The sequence below is a fragment of the Mesorhizobium sp. WSM3860 genome, assembly GCF_002294995.1.
Taxonomy (GTDB): Bacteria; Pseudomonadota; Alphaproteobacteria; order Rhizobiales; family Rhizobiaceae; genus Mesorhizobium.
In genome coordinates this window covers 1-13,304 of sequence record NZ_NSGF01000044.1, presented here as the reverse complement: position 1 = coordinate 13,304, position 13,304 = coordinate 1, and the positions used below count along the sequence as shown (strand labels likewise).

13 protein-coding genes are annotated in these 13,304 nt (G+C 64.5%); 3 read left to right on the top strand and 10 right to left on the bottom strand.

Annotation, left to right across the window (positions count from 1 at the left end; all coding sequences use genetic code 11):
• Nucleotides 1-123: 123 nt before the first annotated feature.
• The 5 genes from CK220_RS31155 to hisS form a co-directional block, all read right to left on the bottom strand.
• A complete protein-coding gene (locus CK220_RS31155) occupies nt 124-738 on the bottom strand; it encodes a poly-gamma-glutamate hydrolase family protein (RefSeq protein ID WP_176479272.1) in 615 nt (204 codons plus the stop codon).
• Between the two features lie 81 nt (nt 739-819).
• On the bottom strand, nt 820-2,586 hold the full coding sequence (locus CK220_RS31150) for an AMP-binding protein (RefSeq protein ID WP_095815171.1): 1,767 nt from the start codon (nt 2,584-2,586) through the stop codon (nt 820-822).
• Nucleotides 2,587-2,656: 70 nt separating this feature from the next.
• Nucleotides 2,657-3,355 (bottom strand): ATP phosphoribosyltransferase, encoded by a 699-nt coding sequence (hisG, locus tag CK220_RS31145; protein WP_095815170.1) that lies wholly within the window; start codon nt 3,353-3,355, stop codon nt 2,657-2,659.
• Nucleotides 3,352-4,473, bottom strand: coding sequence for an ATP phosphoribosyltransferase regulatory subunit (locus tag CK220_RS31140; RefSeq protein ID WP_095815169.1), 1,122 nt, complete (start codon nt 4,471-4,473; stop codon nt 3,352-3,354). Before CK220_RS31140 ends, hisG begins: the two co-directional genes overlap by 4 nt.
• Before the next feature lie 270 nt (nt 4,474-4,743).
• Nucleotides 4,744-6,297, bottom strand: a complete 1,554-nt coding sequence (hisS, locus tag CK220_RS31130) for a histidine--tRNA ligase (protein WP_095815168.1) — start codon at nt 6,295-6,297, stop codon at nt 4,744-4,746.
• Nucleotides 6,298-6,528: 231 nt separating this feature from the next.
• Between hisS and CK220_RS31125 the strand changes: the two genes are divergently transcribed.
• On the top strand, nt 6,529-6,765 hold the full coding sequence (locus CK220_RS31125) for a hypothetical protein (RefSeq protein WP_095815173.1): 237 nt from the start codon (nt 6,529-6,531) through the stop codon (nt 6,763-6,765).
• A gap of 108 nt (nt 6,766-6,873) precedes the next feature.
• On the opposite strand, the gene CK220_RS31120 is transcribed toward CK220_RS31125, so the two are convergent.
• Nucleotides 6,874-7,512 (bottom strand): DNA-3-methyladenine glycosylase I, encoded by a 639-nt coding sequence (locus CK220_RS31120; protein ID WP_095815167.1) that lies wholly within the window; start codon nt 7,510-7,512, stop codon nt 6,874-6,876.
• 217 nt (nt 7,513-7,729) lie between these two features.
• Here CK220_RS31120 and CK220_RS31115 point away from each other — a divergent pair, with 217 nt between their 5' ends.
• Complete coding sequence (locus CK220_RS31115; protein WP_095815166.1) at nt 7,730-8,470, top strand: L,D-transpeptidase; 741 nt, start codon at nt 7,730-7,732, stop codon at nt 8,468-8,470.
• 341 nt (nt 8,471-8,811) lie between these two features.
• Nucleotides 8,812-9,732, top strand: coding sequence for a bifunctional 5,10-methylenetetrahydrofolate dehydrogenase/5,10-methenyltetrahydrofolate cyclohydrolase (locus tag CK220_RS31110; protein ID WP_095815165.1), 921 nt, complete (start codon nt 8,812-8,814; stop codon nt 9,730-9,732).
• Here the strand turns inward: CK220_RS31110 and glcF are convergent, their stop codons facing one another.
• The 4 genes from glcF to CK220_RS31090 form a co-directional block, all read right to left on the bottom strand.
• Nucleotides 9,733-11,058, bottom strand: a complete 1,326-nt coding sequence (gene glcF / locus CK220_RS31105; RefSeq protein ID WP_095815164.1) for a glycolate oxidase subunit GlcF — start codon at nt 11,056-11,058, stop codon at nt 9,733-9,735.
• Nucleotides 11,059-11,067: 9 nt separating this feature from the next.
• Nucleotides 11,068-11,457, bottom strand: coding sequence for a DUF4870 domain-containing protein (locus tag CK220_RS31100; protein WP_095815163.1), 390 nt, complete (start codon nt 11,455-11,457; stop codon nt 11,068-11,070).
• A complete protein-coding gene (glcE, locus tag CK220_RS31095; protein ID WP_095815162.1) occupies nt 11,454-12,710 on the bottom strand; it encodes a glycolate oxidase subunit GlcE in 1,257 nt (418 codons plus the stop codon). The genes CK220_RS31100 and glcE overlap by 4 nt, the downstream gene beginning before the upstream one ends.
• 76 nt (nt 12,711-12,786) lie before the next feature.
• Nucleotides 12,787-13,182 carry a DUF559 domain-containing protein gene (locus tag CK220_RS31090; RefSeq protein ID WP_095815161.1) on the bottom strand — a complete coding sequence of 132 codons (396 nt, stop codon included), beginning with the start codon at nt 13,180-13,182 and terminating at the stop codon, nt 12,787-12,789.
• Nucleotides 13,183-13,304 lie beyond the last annotated feature (122 nt).

Genomic DNA, 13,304 nt, shown 5'->3' with positions numbered 1-13,304 from the left:
ATCCTCGATGGCCTCACCGCAACCGAATGCACCAACTACTTCGAAAACGCCGGATACTGTTCAACCTAAAATCATCCAGCTCTAGGGCGGGTGCTCCTCCTTGCCGGGTCCGTGTGATGCGGCTTAGGACACGATCGAACCGTTTCTGGCATCGGCGGTGTCAATCGCCTTGCGAACCGCCCCGCAGAATTTTCCCAAAAGTTCCGGCTCGTTCCCCAGCCGCTGGCGCAGTGAGAAGGGTATCTCCAGCTGTGCTCCTTTGCCCGTCAATCCACGATTGACGATGTTCAAATCGCCGATGCCTGGAAAAATATGGTTGTCCCTTTCGGTCTTGAAGCCGGCTTCCTGCAGACGTCCAACTATCTCTGTGATCAGCGCGGCATCCTTGCCGCCCATATAGATTGTCGAGGGATCGTCCCGATCCTGGCGACCATGGATAGCAACGACAATGGACTTCGCCCGCAACAATTCGAGTGCGGATTCCTCGTCAAAGTTATTTGACGTTATGTGCAACTCGCGATTGTTTTGCGGCATAAGTCCTTCAAAGCAATACAGATCCAGATCGCTCCCTGCTACCGTCTCGGCAATCAAGGAGGTGCGGGGCTCGATTTTCCCGCCGTGCGGGGCGAGGACGATCGCATTTCCGGTTCGTGCGCCACGCCGCACGACGATGCGATAGTCTACGTTTTCAGTTTTGGCGGCCTTCAGCGCCGCGAAATTCGGGAACTCGTTGTCCATCATCCCATCCAAACGGGTGGTCGGCAGTTCGCGCTTCGAGCGCGTTTTGCGAAGGCTGAATATTTCCGGATCAATCCCGCTTCACGCCGTCTTCTGCGCCACCAGTCCCAGTTCCTTCAGCATCGCCTCGCGCATCAGGAATTTCTGCGGCTTGCCGGTCACCGTCATCGGCAGCTCGGTGCGGAAGCGGATGTAGCGCGGCACCTTGTAATGCGCGATCTGGCCGTCGCAGAAGGCCTTGATCTCCTCAGCGGTGGCGATCTGGCCGGGCTTCAGCACGATCCAGGCGCAGATCTCCTCGCCATATTTGTCATCGGGAACGCCGAAGACCTGCACTTCCTTGATCTTGGGGTGGCGGTAGAGGAATTCCTCGACCTCGCGCGGATAGACGTTCTCGCCACCTCGGATCACCATGTCCTTCACCCGGCCGACAATGTTGCAATAGCCCTCGGCATCGATGGTGGCGAGGTCGCCGGTGTGCATCCAGCCGTCGGCGTCGATCGCCTCGCGGGTCTTTTCGGCGTCGTCCCAATAGCCTTTCATCACCGAGTAGCCGCGCGTGCAGAGCTCGCCGGGCTCCCCGACCGCGACGGTGGCGCCGTCGGCGCCGATCGCCTTGACCTCGACATGCGGCTGGATGCGGCCGACGGTGGAGACGCGCTTTTCCAGCGGGTCGTCGACGCTGCTCTGGAAGGAAACCGGGCTGGTCTCCGTCATGCCGTAGGCAATGGTCACTTGCGCCATATGCATCAGCGACACCACCTTCTTCATCACCTCGATCGGGCAAGGCGAGCCCGCCATGATGCCGGTGCGCAGGCTCGAAAGGTCGAAGGTAGAGAAATCGGCATGATCGAGCATGGCGACGAACATGGTCGGCACGCCATAAAGGCCGGTGCAGCGTTCCTGCGCGACGGCCCTGAGCGTCGCGCCCGCGTCAAAACCTTCCCCCGGGAAGACCATCGTGGCGCCCTTGGTGACGCAGCCCATCGTGCCCATCGACATGCCGAAGCAATGATAGAGCGGCACCGGGATGCAGAGCCGGTCGTCGGCGGTGAGCTTGATCGCCGAGGTGACGAAGCTGCCGTTGTTGACGATGTTCAAATGGGTGAGTGTGGCGCCCTTCGGCGCGCCCGTCGTTCCGCTGGTGAACTGAATGTTGATGGCATCGCCGGGCTTCAGGCTTTCCGAGATGCGATCGAGGCTGTCATGCTCGTCACGGCCGGCTATGGCCAGCACATCGCCGAAATTGAACATGCCGGGCGAGTTGTCCTCGCCCATGCGGATGACGATCTTCAGCGACGGCAGCTTCTTGGCCTCGAGCTTGCCGGGCTCGGCCTTGGCGATCTCCGGCGCCAGCGTCTCGATCATGCCAAGATAGTCGGAGGTCTTGAAGCTGACGGCCGTGACCAGCGCCTTGCAGCCGACCTTGTTGAGCGCATATTCCAGCTCGGTCAGCCGGTAGGCCGGGTTGATGTTGACCAGGATCAGGCCGATGCGCGCGGTGGCGAACTGAGTCACCAGCCATTCCCAGCGGTTGGGCGACCAGATGCCGACGCGATCGCCCTTCTCCAGGCCGAGCGCCAGGAAGCCGGCGGCCAGCGCGTCGACCGCATCCGACAGCTCGCTCCAGGTGAAGCGCTTGTCCTGGCCGACGAAGACGGCGGCATCGAGCGTGGCGTATCTGCTCACCGTATCGGAGAACAGTTCCGGAATGGTCTTGTCGAGCAACGGCGCCGAACCGTCGCCCGAGACATGCGCCCTGCCGTCCATCGGAGCAATGAAGGTGCCATGCGTTCCGAGCCCGCGCAGATTGGTGGCGTTCATGAGCTCGTCGAGTTTGATCGCCATCGCCGTATCCTCCCGGGATGAGCCAGCCTATCAGCCTGCCGGGACGGTGGAAACCCGCCGAAGGTATGGGTTAAGCGACCAGCGCAGCCATCTTCGCGGCGATGTCGCGCAACTGTGCCTCATCGGCCGCGGCGCGGACCTTCCTGGACGCGACGAGACAGGCCTGCGACTTCAGGACTACCCCATCGCCCAGCACCTTGAGGTGGTTGGCGCGCAGCGTGGAGCCGGTGGTGGTGATGTCGACGATGACGTCGGCAAGGCCGGCGGCCGGCGCGCCTTCGGTCGCGCCAAGGCTCTCGACGATGCGGTAGACCTGAATACCGTGCTTCAGCGAAAAGAACTGCTGGGTCAGCCGCCAGTATTTGGTAGCGATCCTGAGCCGCCGGCCATGACGCTGGCGGAAATCGGCGGCGACATCGTCGAGATCGGCCATGGTATCGACGTCGAGCCAGATGTCCGGCACCGCCACCACGACATCGGCATGACCGAAGCCGAGACGGGCGACGATCTCGGCGCGCGCTTCCCAGTCGGCGAGGTTTTCGCGCAGCAGATCCTCGCCGGTGATGCCGAGATCGACCGCGCCCTGGCCGATCTCGCCGGCGATCTCGGACGCGGAGAGGAAGGCCACTTCGACATTGTCGAGGCCCTCGATACGGGCGCGGTATTTGCGGTCGTCCTCGGGCAGATTGACCGCCAGTCCGGCCTTGGCCAGGACTTCAAGCGACTGCTCCTTGAGACGGCCCTTGGATGGGATCGCCAGCGTGATCATCGCGTCGGCTCCCGTAGTCCTTCGATGCGATCGAGCCAGACCGAGAAGCCGACGCCGGGGATAGGCTTCTTCGCGCCGAGCAGCGTCAGCAGCCGATCGTAACGACCGCCGCCCACCAGCGGGCGGTCGCCACCCTGGGCAGCAATCTCGAAGACAAGACCGGTATAGTAATCCAGCGGGCGGCCGAAGGCGGCATCGTAGCGGATCTTTTCTACCGGCAGGCCATGCGCCGCTATTGCCTCGGCGCGGGCAGCGAAATTCTCGAGCGCCGCGCCAAGGGACAGGCCGGCATCGGCGGCGAATTTTTCCAGCGCTTCCGTGGCGCCGCCCAGCGCGACGTCGATCTCGAGAAAACCCTTCAGCGCCGAGAACGCCTCGTCGGACAGCCGCACGCTGCGCAACTGCGCCTTCTCGATCAGCCGCCGCGCGATGTCGGCCGGAGCGCGGCCGGACGAAGCCGAGAGCCCGGCCTCTTCCATGCCGGCGGCGATATGAGCGGCAAGGCGCTCCGTATCGCCGTCGAGCACCAGCAAGGCCACCGGACCCGACAACTGACTGTTGCGCGGCGGGTTGGCGAGATCGGCAAGGGCCGCCTCCAGCATCGGCGCCGAGCCGAAGGCGCGGGCGAGGCGCATGCGCCAGCCACGCGGCAGGCCGAGCGCCGCCAGCACCGCCTCGAACAAGGTCTGGTCGCCGAGCGTGATGGCGAGCCCCTGCTCGGGCAGCACCAGCGAGAGCAGCGCGTGCGCGTCGGCCAGCGAGCGCGCGTCAGCGGCGGCGGTATCGGGATCGCCGAGATCCTCGATGCCGGCCTGGAAGAACTCGTTGCCGCCCTCGCGGCGCTGTCGGAACACCTCGCCGAGATAGGAATAGCGGCGCGGCGTGCCTGCCTGGCTGGCGATGTGGTCGAGGCAGACCGGAATGGTGAATTCGGGCCTGAGGCACAAAGTCTTGCCGGTCTCGCTTTCGGTGAGAAAGATGCGGCGGCGCAGATCCTCGCCGGCCATGTCGAGAAACGGATCGGCCGGCTGCAGCACGGCCACCTCGACGGCGTGCGTATCGCGCGCGGCGAAGAGTTTTCCGATATCGGCGGTGATGGCGGGGTAGCGGGAAGTCATGCAGCCCGCCCTTCCCTTCTCCCCTTGTGGGAGAAGGTGGATTGGCGCGCAGCGCCAAGACGGATGAGGGGAACGGCGAGAGTCTGCGCTCTACGGCGCCCCCCTCTGTCCTGCCGGACATCTCCCCCACAAGGGGGGAGATCAGATGTCGCGCCGGCTTTCGCCAATCTTGAGCGTTGCAGGAAGAGGCGCGGCGCCCGAACTGCCAATCTCCCCCCTTGTGGGGGAGATGTCCGGCAGGACAGAGGGGGGCGCGAAGGAACGCGACCTCTACTTTCCACGTGCCCGCTCCTCGGCCTGCGCCGCCAGGATCTTCCTCACCTCGGCGACCAACTCACCTTCCGCCACCGTAACCTGCGCGGGGCGCGCGGCGCGCCATTCGGCGTTATCGGTGATCTCGGCCGACAGGCGCGCGCCTTCGATCAAGTCCTTGATCTGCACTTCGCCCTTGGCGCGCTCGTCGCCACCCTGGATCACGGCGACCGGGCTGCCGCGGCGGTCGGCATATTTCAGCTGCGCCTTCATACCGGCGCCGCCGAGATACATTTCCGAGCGGATGCCCGCGGCGCGCAGGTCGGCGACCATCTTCTGGTAGCCGCCGAGGCTTTCCGTGTCCTTGTCCATGACCAGAACGACGACCGGAGCAATGACGTCCGAGGTGTCGAGCTTGCCGAGGTTCTTCAGCGCCGTCATCAGCCGCGAGACGCCGATGGAGAAGCCGGTCGCCGGCACCGGCTCGCCGCGGAAGCGCGAGACCAGCCCGTCATAGCGGCCGCCGCCGCCGACCGAGCCGAAGCGAACGATCTGGCCGTCTTCGTTGGGAATCTCGGCCAGCAGCTCGGCCTCGAAGACCGGACCGGTGTAGTATTCGAGGCCGCGCACGACGGATGTATCGATAAGCACCCGGCCGCTGTAGCCGGCAACATCGACCATGGCCGCGATCGCCGCCAGTTCCTCGACGCCTTCGCGACCGGTGTCGGCAAAATAATCCAGCGTCTTCAGCCAACGGATCTGGGCGGCGTTCGGCGAAATGTCGGTCGCGGCTTCGAACTTGCGCCATTCGCCGCCAGCTCCGCTCGGCTCAAAGTTCATGAAATAGAGCACGGTCTCGACCGCCTTGCGCTCGAGACCCGCGCCTTTGGTGAAGTCGCCGCTCTCGTCCTTGCGGCCGCCGCCTAGCAACTGAGCAATGCCTTCCGGCCCGATCTTGTCCAGCTTGTCGATGGCGCGCAGCACCGTCAGCCGGCGCCCGGCGTTCTCATCGCCACCGAGGCCGATCGCCTCCAGCACGCCGTCCAGAACTTTCCGGTTGTTGACGCGGATGACATAGTCGCCGCGCTTGATGCCGAGCGCTTCCATCACGTCGGCCATCATCATCGCCATCTCGGCGTCGGCGGCGACACCCGGCGTGCCGATCGTATCGGCATCGAACTGCATGAACTGGCGGAAGCGGCCGGGGCCGGGCTTTTCGTTGCGGAACACCCAGCCGGAGCGATAGCTGCGGTAGGGTTTCGGCAGGCGGTCGTAATTCTCGGCGACGAAACGCGCCGTCGGCGCGGTCAGGTCGTAGCGCAGCGACAGCCACTGGTCGTCATCGTCCTGGAACGAGAAGACGCCTTCGTTCGGCCGGTCCTGGTCGGGCAGGAATTTGCCCAGCGCGTCGGTGTATTCGATCATCGGCTGGTCGACCGGCTCGAAGCCGTAAAGCTCATAGACCGAGCGGATGGTCGCCATCATCTTCTCGACGGCGCGGATGTCTTCGGCGCTGCGGTCGGCAAAACCGCGCGGCAGCCGCGCTTTCGTCTTTTCCGATTTGTCGGCCATGGATGGGTCTTTTCGTTAGTAAACGCTGACTTCTTTCGAGCGGGCGTGTCCTAGACGATACCGCCTTGGGCGGCAAGGGTTGGCACCTTTCCCTTCTCCTTGTGCGACAAGGAAAGGCCGCGCCTTCGAAACAAAACGACGCCAAAAACGAAACAATTGCGTCACCAGCGCGGCATGCTGCCGACACAATCGAGGACCATAAAGCGCGCCGAAACAAGGGGTTTCGGGACCATGGCCACCACGGAAAACATCATTGAGGGCAAGCCTGTTGCCAAGCTCCGGCCGGCCGGCAGCGCCACCCACAAGCCGGTGCAGCAGCCCGCAGGGCCGTTCGAGGTCGTGGCGGAAGCCCACAAGCCGACGGTGCGCGACGCGGTGGTGACCGGACTGCTGGTGATCTACCCGGCCTTCGCGGCCGTGGCGGCCATCATTGCCGGTTTGTTTCTGACAAGCGCCGGCAGCCTCTGATCTTCCCCACCCTTCCAATGTGAGGAGGCGTAGCGTCGGGGCGATGAGCTCGGTTTTCTGACCCCCACCCGCGCGTTCGGCGCGACCTCCCCACAAGGGGAGGTGACCCTATTTCGGTCTCTTGAAGGTCTGCCGTTCGGACTCCACCTCGGCCCGGCAGACGCAGCCTTCGAGGTGATCGTTGACCAGGCCCATCGCCTGCATGAAGGCGTAGACGGTGGTCGGGCCGACGAAGCTCCAGCCGCGCTTCTTCAATTCCTTCGAGATCCGGACCGAGACCGCCGTCGTCGGATTGGCGCGCAGATGGGCGAGGTCGAGAACCGTCGGCCGCTCGTCAGGCCCCGGTTCGAACTTCCAGAACCAGGCGGCCAGCGAGCCGAATTCATCGGCCATTTCACGCGCGCGCCTGGCGTTGTTGATGGTCGAGACGATCTTGCCGCGATGGCGGATGATGCCGGCATTGCCGAGCAGACGCTCGACATCCTTGTCGGTGAACGCCGCCACCTTGTCGAACTCGAAATTGGCGAAGGCCTCGCGGAAATTCTCGCGCTTGCGCAGGATGGTCAGCCAGGAGAGACCGGACTGGAAACCTTCGAGGCAAATCTTTTCGAAGAGCCGGCGATCGTCCGCCACCGGCCGGCCCCATTCATGGTCGTGATAGTGCAGATAGTCCGGCAGGTTGCCGTGCCAGAAGCAGCGCGCGACACCGTCGGGGCCGTCGAGCAGGCCGGCATTTTCTTGTTCCATTCTCAGCAATCCGTCCGTTAATGCGCGCAAGCGTCGGTTTTACCGTGGCTTTACCAGATTCCTGAACCGGCCGGTAACCACACCAAAAAGTTTACTCACAAGTCGGCATTTTAGGCATTCCGATTCATGTTTTGCTTGCTGCTCAGCGCCAAGGATCGCCACGCCGAGGGGGCTCTTCCCTGCCCTCGGACGAGTTCGACGATCAAGGTGCGTTCCGATGAAGACAGCGTTCACTTTCGTGCTCGGCGCAGCCGCGGTGCTTGCCGCCGGCGCGACGACCTCTTTCGCCAATGACCGTTATGCAGACAGGCCGCCGGTGATGGTGAGTCCCGATCTTTCGGCGCCCTGGGTGCTACAGCTCGGCCATGCGCCAGGCATCGTGCGCCCAAGCCGGCAAGCAACCCAGCAGCCGCTGCGGCGGCTTTTCCAGGCGCAGCCCGACCAGCAGCGCACCGCAGCCGTCCAGCAGCCTGCCAAGCGCATGGTGATGCGGCCGCAGATCAACCCGGTCTACCTGCCTCAGGAAGTCGCCTATGACGGGCCGCAGAAGCCGGGCACGATCGTCATCGATACCCACCAGAACTTCCTTTATCTGGTCGAGAAGAATGGCAAGGCGCGCCGCTACGGCGTCGGCACCGGCAAGCCCGGTTTCGAATGGTCGGGCACACACAAGATCACCGACAAGAAGGTGTGGCCGGACTGGCGCCCGCCGGCGGCGATGATCGCCCGCGAGGCGGCCAAGGGCCGCTACCTGCCGACCTATCTTGCCGGCGGCATCGAGAACCCGCTCGGCGCGCGCGCGCTCTATCTCGGCACCACGGAATACCGTATCCACGGCACCAACCAGCCCTGGACGATCGGGGGCGCGGTGTCCTCCGGCTGCATCCGCATGCGCAACGAGGATGTTGTCGACCTCTACGAGCGCGTCAATGTCGGAACAACCGTCGAGGTGATATAGTAACCGCGAATCAGCCGGTTAGGCGGCGCTGAGCAGTTTTGGCGCTTGCTGTTGCCCTCAAGCCATAGCGCGCTTTTGGTAGACATGCTTAGACTGGCATCGAGTTAACGGGGGACGGGCCGTGTGGGGATACGGCCAGTCACGAAAGGGCAGCACGGGAGACCGTGCTGCCCTTTTCGTTTCAAGCCCGTCAACGGGTCGCCCCGGAAGCAGCATGTTTCGCATTCGGGGCTGATTTCCCGGCGCACCTCTGCTATTGCAGCGCACAATCTTGGTTTTTATGCAGTTCCGGACGGAAAACCGCCCTTCTGGAGTTGCTTCAGAAGGCAGAGGTTCCACCTATGACCCGGTCCGACGACAGCCGCTATCTCAGGGGCGGTCCGGTCGCCCAGCGCATCATCGCGTCGGTACGCGAGGAAGCGGCCATCGCCACAGCGGAAGGCTTTCCGCCGAAGCTGGTCTCGATCACCGTCGGCGACACCGACGCGGTCGACGTCTATGTGCGCAACCAGCGCGCCAAGGCCGGGCTTGCCGGCATCGGCTTCGAAGAACGGCGCTTTGCCGCCGACATCACGGCGGGCGAGCTGGAAGCCGCCATCCACGGCCTCAACGCCGATCCGCGCGTCACCGGCATCATCATCCAGCGGCCGGTGCCGGCGCATATCCCGATCAAGACGCTGCAGGCGGCGGTGCACCCGCTGAAGGACGTCGAGGGCATGCATCCGGCCTCGATCGGCAACATCGTCTACAACCAGCTCGATCTCGCGCCCTGCACGGCGGCCGCATCGGTCCAGCTTCTCAAGGAAACTGGTCTCGACCTCAAAGGGCTCGAGGTGGTGGTCGTCGGCCATTCCGAAATCGTCGGCAAGCCGATCGCGTTCCTGCTGATGAGCGAGGGCGCGACGGTGACGGTCTGCCATCACATGACGCGCTCGGTGGCGGCGCATGCGCGGCGCGCGGATGCGCTGTTCGTCGCCGTCGGCAGGCCGCGGCTGATCAAGGCCGAGATGGTGAAGCCCGGCGCCTGCGTCATCGATATCGGCATCAATTCGGAAATCGGCCCGGACGGCGAGAGCCGCATTGTCGGCGATGTCGACACCGAGAGCGTAAAGGAGGTTGCCTCCTGGATCACGCCCGTGCCGGGCGGCGTCGGCCCGCTGACGGTGGCGATCCTGCTGCGCAACACCATGGTGGCGCTCAACCGCCAGCGCGCGCTCTACCGCGCGACCTATGGCGTGGCGGACCAGTTGGCGGCGGAGTAGCTATTCTGCGGCGACCAGGCTTTCCTCGGAAACGCCTTCGGGCCGTGGCCCGCCATAGGCCCAGTCAAGCAGCTTGATCGTGTGCACCACCGGCACCTTCGCTGCGGACGCGATCTGCGTGATGCAGCCGATATTGCCGGTGGCGACGATCTCGGCGCCGGTCGCCTCGATATTTTTCACCTTGCGGTCGCGCAGCCTCGCCGAAATTTCAGGCTGCAGGATGTTGTAGGTGCCGGCCGAGCCGCAGCAGAGATGCCCTTCGCGCGGCTCGCGCACGACGAATCCCGCTTTGGTCAGAAGCTCCTTCGGCTGACGGGTGATCTTCTGGCCGTGCTGCATCGAGCAGGCGGAATGATAGGCGACAATCGTGCCCGGCTTGCGCACCGGTTCGGGCAGGTCGAGGGCGGCGAGATATTCGGTGATGTCCTTGGCCAGCGCCGAGACGCGCGCGGCTTTTTCCGCATAGGCCGGATCGAGGCGCAGCATGAAGCCGTAGTCCTTGATCGTGGTGCCGCAGCCCGATGCGGTGATGATGATGGCGTCGAGGCCGCCCTGGTCGATTGCGCGCGTCCAGGCGTCGACATTTTGCCTGGCCGACGCAAGAGCCTGATCCTCGCGACCCATGTGATGCACCAGCGCGCCGCAGCAGCCCTCGCCTTCCGGCACCACGACCTCGACGCCGAGCCGCGTCAGCAGCGAGACGGTCGCCTCGTTGATGGCGGGATCGAGCACCGACTGCGCGCAACCGGTGAGGATGGCGACGCGGCCGCGTTTCGTGCCCTGCCCCGCATGCACGCCGGGCGAGGCCAAAGGCGATGCCGGCGGGATCGAAGACGGCGCAAGCTTCAGCATGGCGGCGACCGGCTTCAGGGCCGGCAGCTTTTCGAACAGGCCGATCAACGGCCGGCCGAGCCGGGCGAGCTTAACCGCGGCGCGGAAGCGGCCCGGATAAGGCAGCACGAAAGCCAGCATGGCGCGGGTCAGGCGCTCGAGCAGCGGCCGTTTGTAGGTCTGCTCGATATGGGCGCGGGCATGATCGACAAGATGCATGTAATTGACGCCCGAGGGGCATGTCGTCATGCAGGCAAGGCAGGACAGGCAGCGGTCGATATGGGTGACGATCTCCTTGTCCGCCGGTCGGCCTTTCTCCAGCATATCCTTGATGAGATAGATGCGGCCGCGCGGCGAATCCAACTCATTGCCGAGCGTCACATAGGTCGGGCAAGTGGCTGTGCAGAAGCCGCAATGCACGCATTTGCGCAGGATCTTCTCCGATTCCGCGACATGCGGATCGGCGAGCTGCGCGGCTGAGAAATTGGTCTGCACCGATATGTCCTATGAACCGAGAAGCCAGCTTTGCGGGTTCTTTATCGCCTCGCCACGCTGCAGCGCCTGCAGGCCGAGAATGCAGCGGACGATGAACCAGACGGCAACCGCAAACATCAGCAGGAAACCGATCGCGAGCATCATCAGGACCAAGGAGATCAGCGCGTAGAGAAGGCCGATCCAGAACGTCCTGATCAGGAATGTGTAGTGGCTTTCGACAAAACCGCCCGCCTTGCCGCGATTGATGTAGGCAAGCACGATTCCGATAATGCCGGTGACGCCGATGGCAAGGCTGGCGAGATAAAGAATGTAGATGACCAGCGCGTTGGTCTGACCCGGCTCGAGCCAGCGATCGGTCTGGCGCGAGCCGCTGCCCGGGCCTGGATTGGCATTGCTCATGGTGCTGCTCCCTCCGTTGACTGACGAAGAGTAGCAGAGCTGGAACCCGGCGCCATGCGGCCGGGGTTGAGAATGTGCTTCGGGTCGAACTCGGCCTTGAGCCGCGCCGAAAGCGCCGCGAGATGCGGCGGCTGCGGTTCGAACACCGGCAGCGCCACGCGATGCGAGGCAGACGCCCGCACCAGCGTCGCGTGGCCGCCGCCATATTTGCGGATCAATGCGCGCAGCAGCTCCGCCTCCGGATCATCCTCGCGCATCGAGAGCCACACGAGCCCGCCCTGCCAATCATAGAAGGCGTCGGCCGCCGCCTGCATGCGCAGCGCCATCACCACATGATGCGCCTCAGACGGCGGCATCGACACGCGCCAGACCGGCCTTGCGCCGCCATCGGCAAAGGGCACGCAGTCACGGATGTCTCGCCAGATCGCCTTCGATGCTGCGCCGGCAATTTCCTGCAGCGGGCCGGCCTTGCCGAGCAGGGTCCGCAATGCCTCGATGCGGTAGAGGACCGAGGGTCCAAAGCCTTCGACGCGCAGCAGCGTCGCGGCATCGCTGCCGAGATGGCCGGCGGCGACGCGCGCGGCGATCCGCTCAGGCAGATGCGCCGCGCTCGAGACTTCGGCGCTGGAGCCCAGCGCCAGCGCCATGGCCGCAACGGCAGCATCGTCGAGCAGGCCGCGGATGGCCAAAGTCACCTCGGTTTCCGCCGCCGGCAGGACCTTGAAGGTGATGTCGGTCAGCACGGCGAGCGTGCCCCAGCTCCCCGCCATCAGCTTGGAAAGGTCGTAGCCGGTGACGTTCTTGACGACGCGGCCGCCCGACTTGAAGGCTTCGCCGCGTCCGGAAACCGCCGATATGCCGAGAATGTGGTCGCGCGCCGCACCCGCCTTGAGCCGGCGCGGACCGGATAGGTTGGAAGCCAGAACGCCGCCCAGCGTTCCCTTGCCCGGCTCGCCGCCGAGCAGCGCAGCGTAATTCATCGGCTCGAAGGCGAACTGCTGGCCGTTCTCGGCAAGCAGTTTTTCGACTTCGGCAAGCGGCGTGCCGGCGCGTGCCGAAAGCACCAGCTCGGCCGGCTCGTAGAGCGTGACGCCGGTGAGATTCGACAGGTCGAGCGTATGTTCGGTCTGCAGCGGCCGGCCGATGCCGCGCTTGGAGCCATGGCCGAGGACTTCGAGCGGAGTTTCCTCTGCGGCGGCCCATTGGATGGCGGAGAGGACCTCGGCGGGGGTGGATGGGGTGAAGGTGGTCATGGGTGTGCGCCCTTCCTCGCCCCCGCGAAGCGGGGGAGAGGTGGCTCGGGCGAAGCCCGAGACGGAGAGGGGGCCATCATAGAGCGCTGTCTCCCGTCTTCTTGGCGGCGAATACAAACCTGAGGTCCGGAGCGGCCACATCTTCAGCAAGCTGCCCTTCAAGGACTGCAAGGATCGTCTCGCAGACACTTCTGGTGTTCTTCAAAACATCAAAATTCCAGAACCGCAAAACCGAAAAGCCTTCGCCACGCATGAACTCGTCGCGCCGTCTGTCGTAGCTACTCTCAGCGTGCTGGCTGCCATCCAACTCCACGATCAGCTTTTTGCTCCTGCAGGCGAAATCAACGAAATAGGGACCGATGGGCATCTGGCGAACGAATTTGTAACCCCCCAGCTTTTTGGCTTTCAGCTCGTTCCAGAGAGTCGCTTCCGCCTGATTGTCTCCAAGACGAAGCTCGCGCGCACGGGCGATCTTTTCGGGCGAGCGGCGGCTTGGTTGATAGGGCGTCCCCCTCTCCGGGGGGGGGGGGGGGGGGGGGGGGGGGGGGGGGGGGGGGGGGGGGGGGGGGGGGGGGGGGGGGGGGGGGGGGGGGG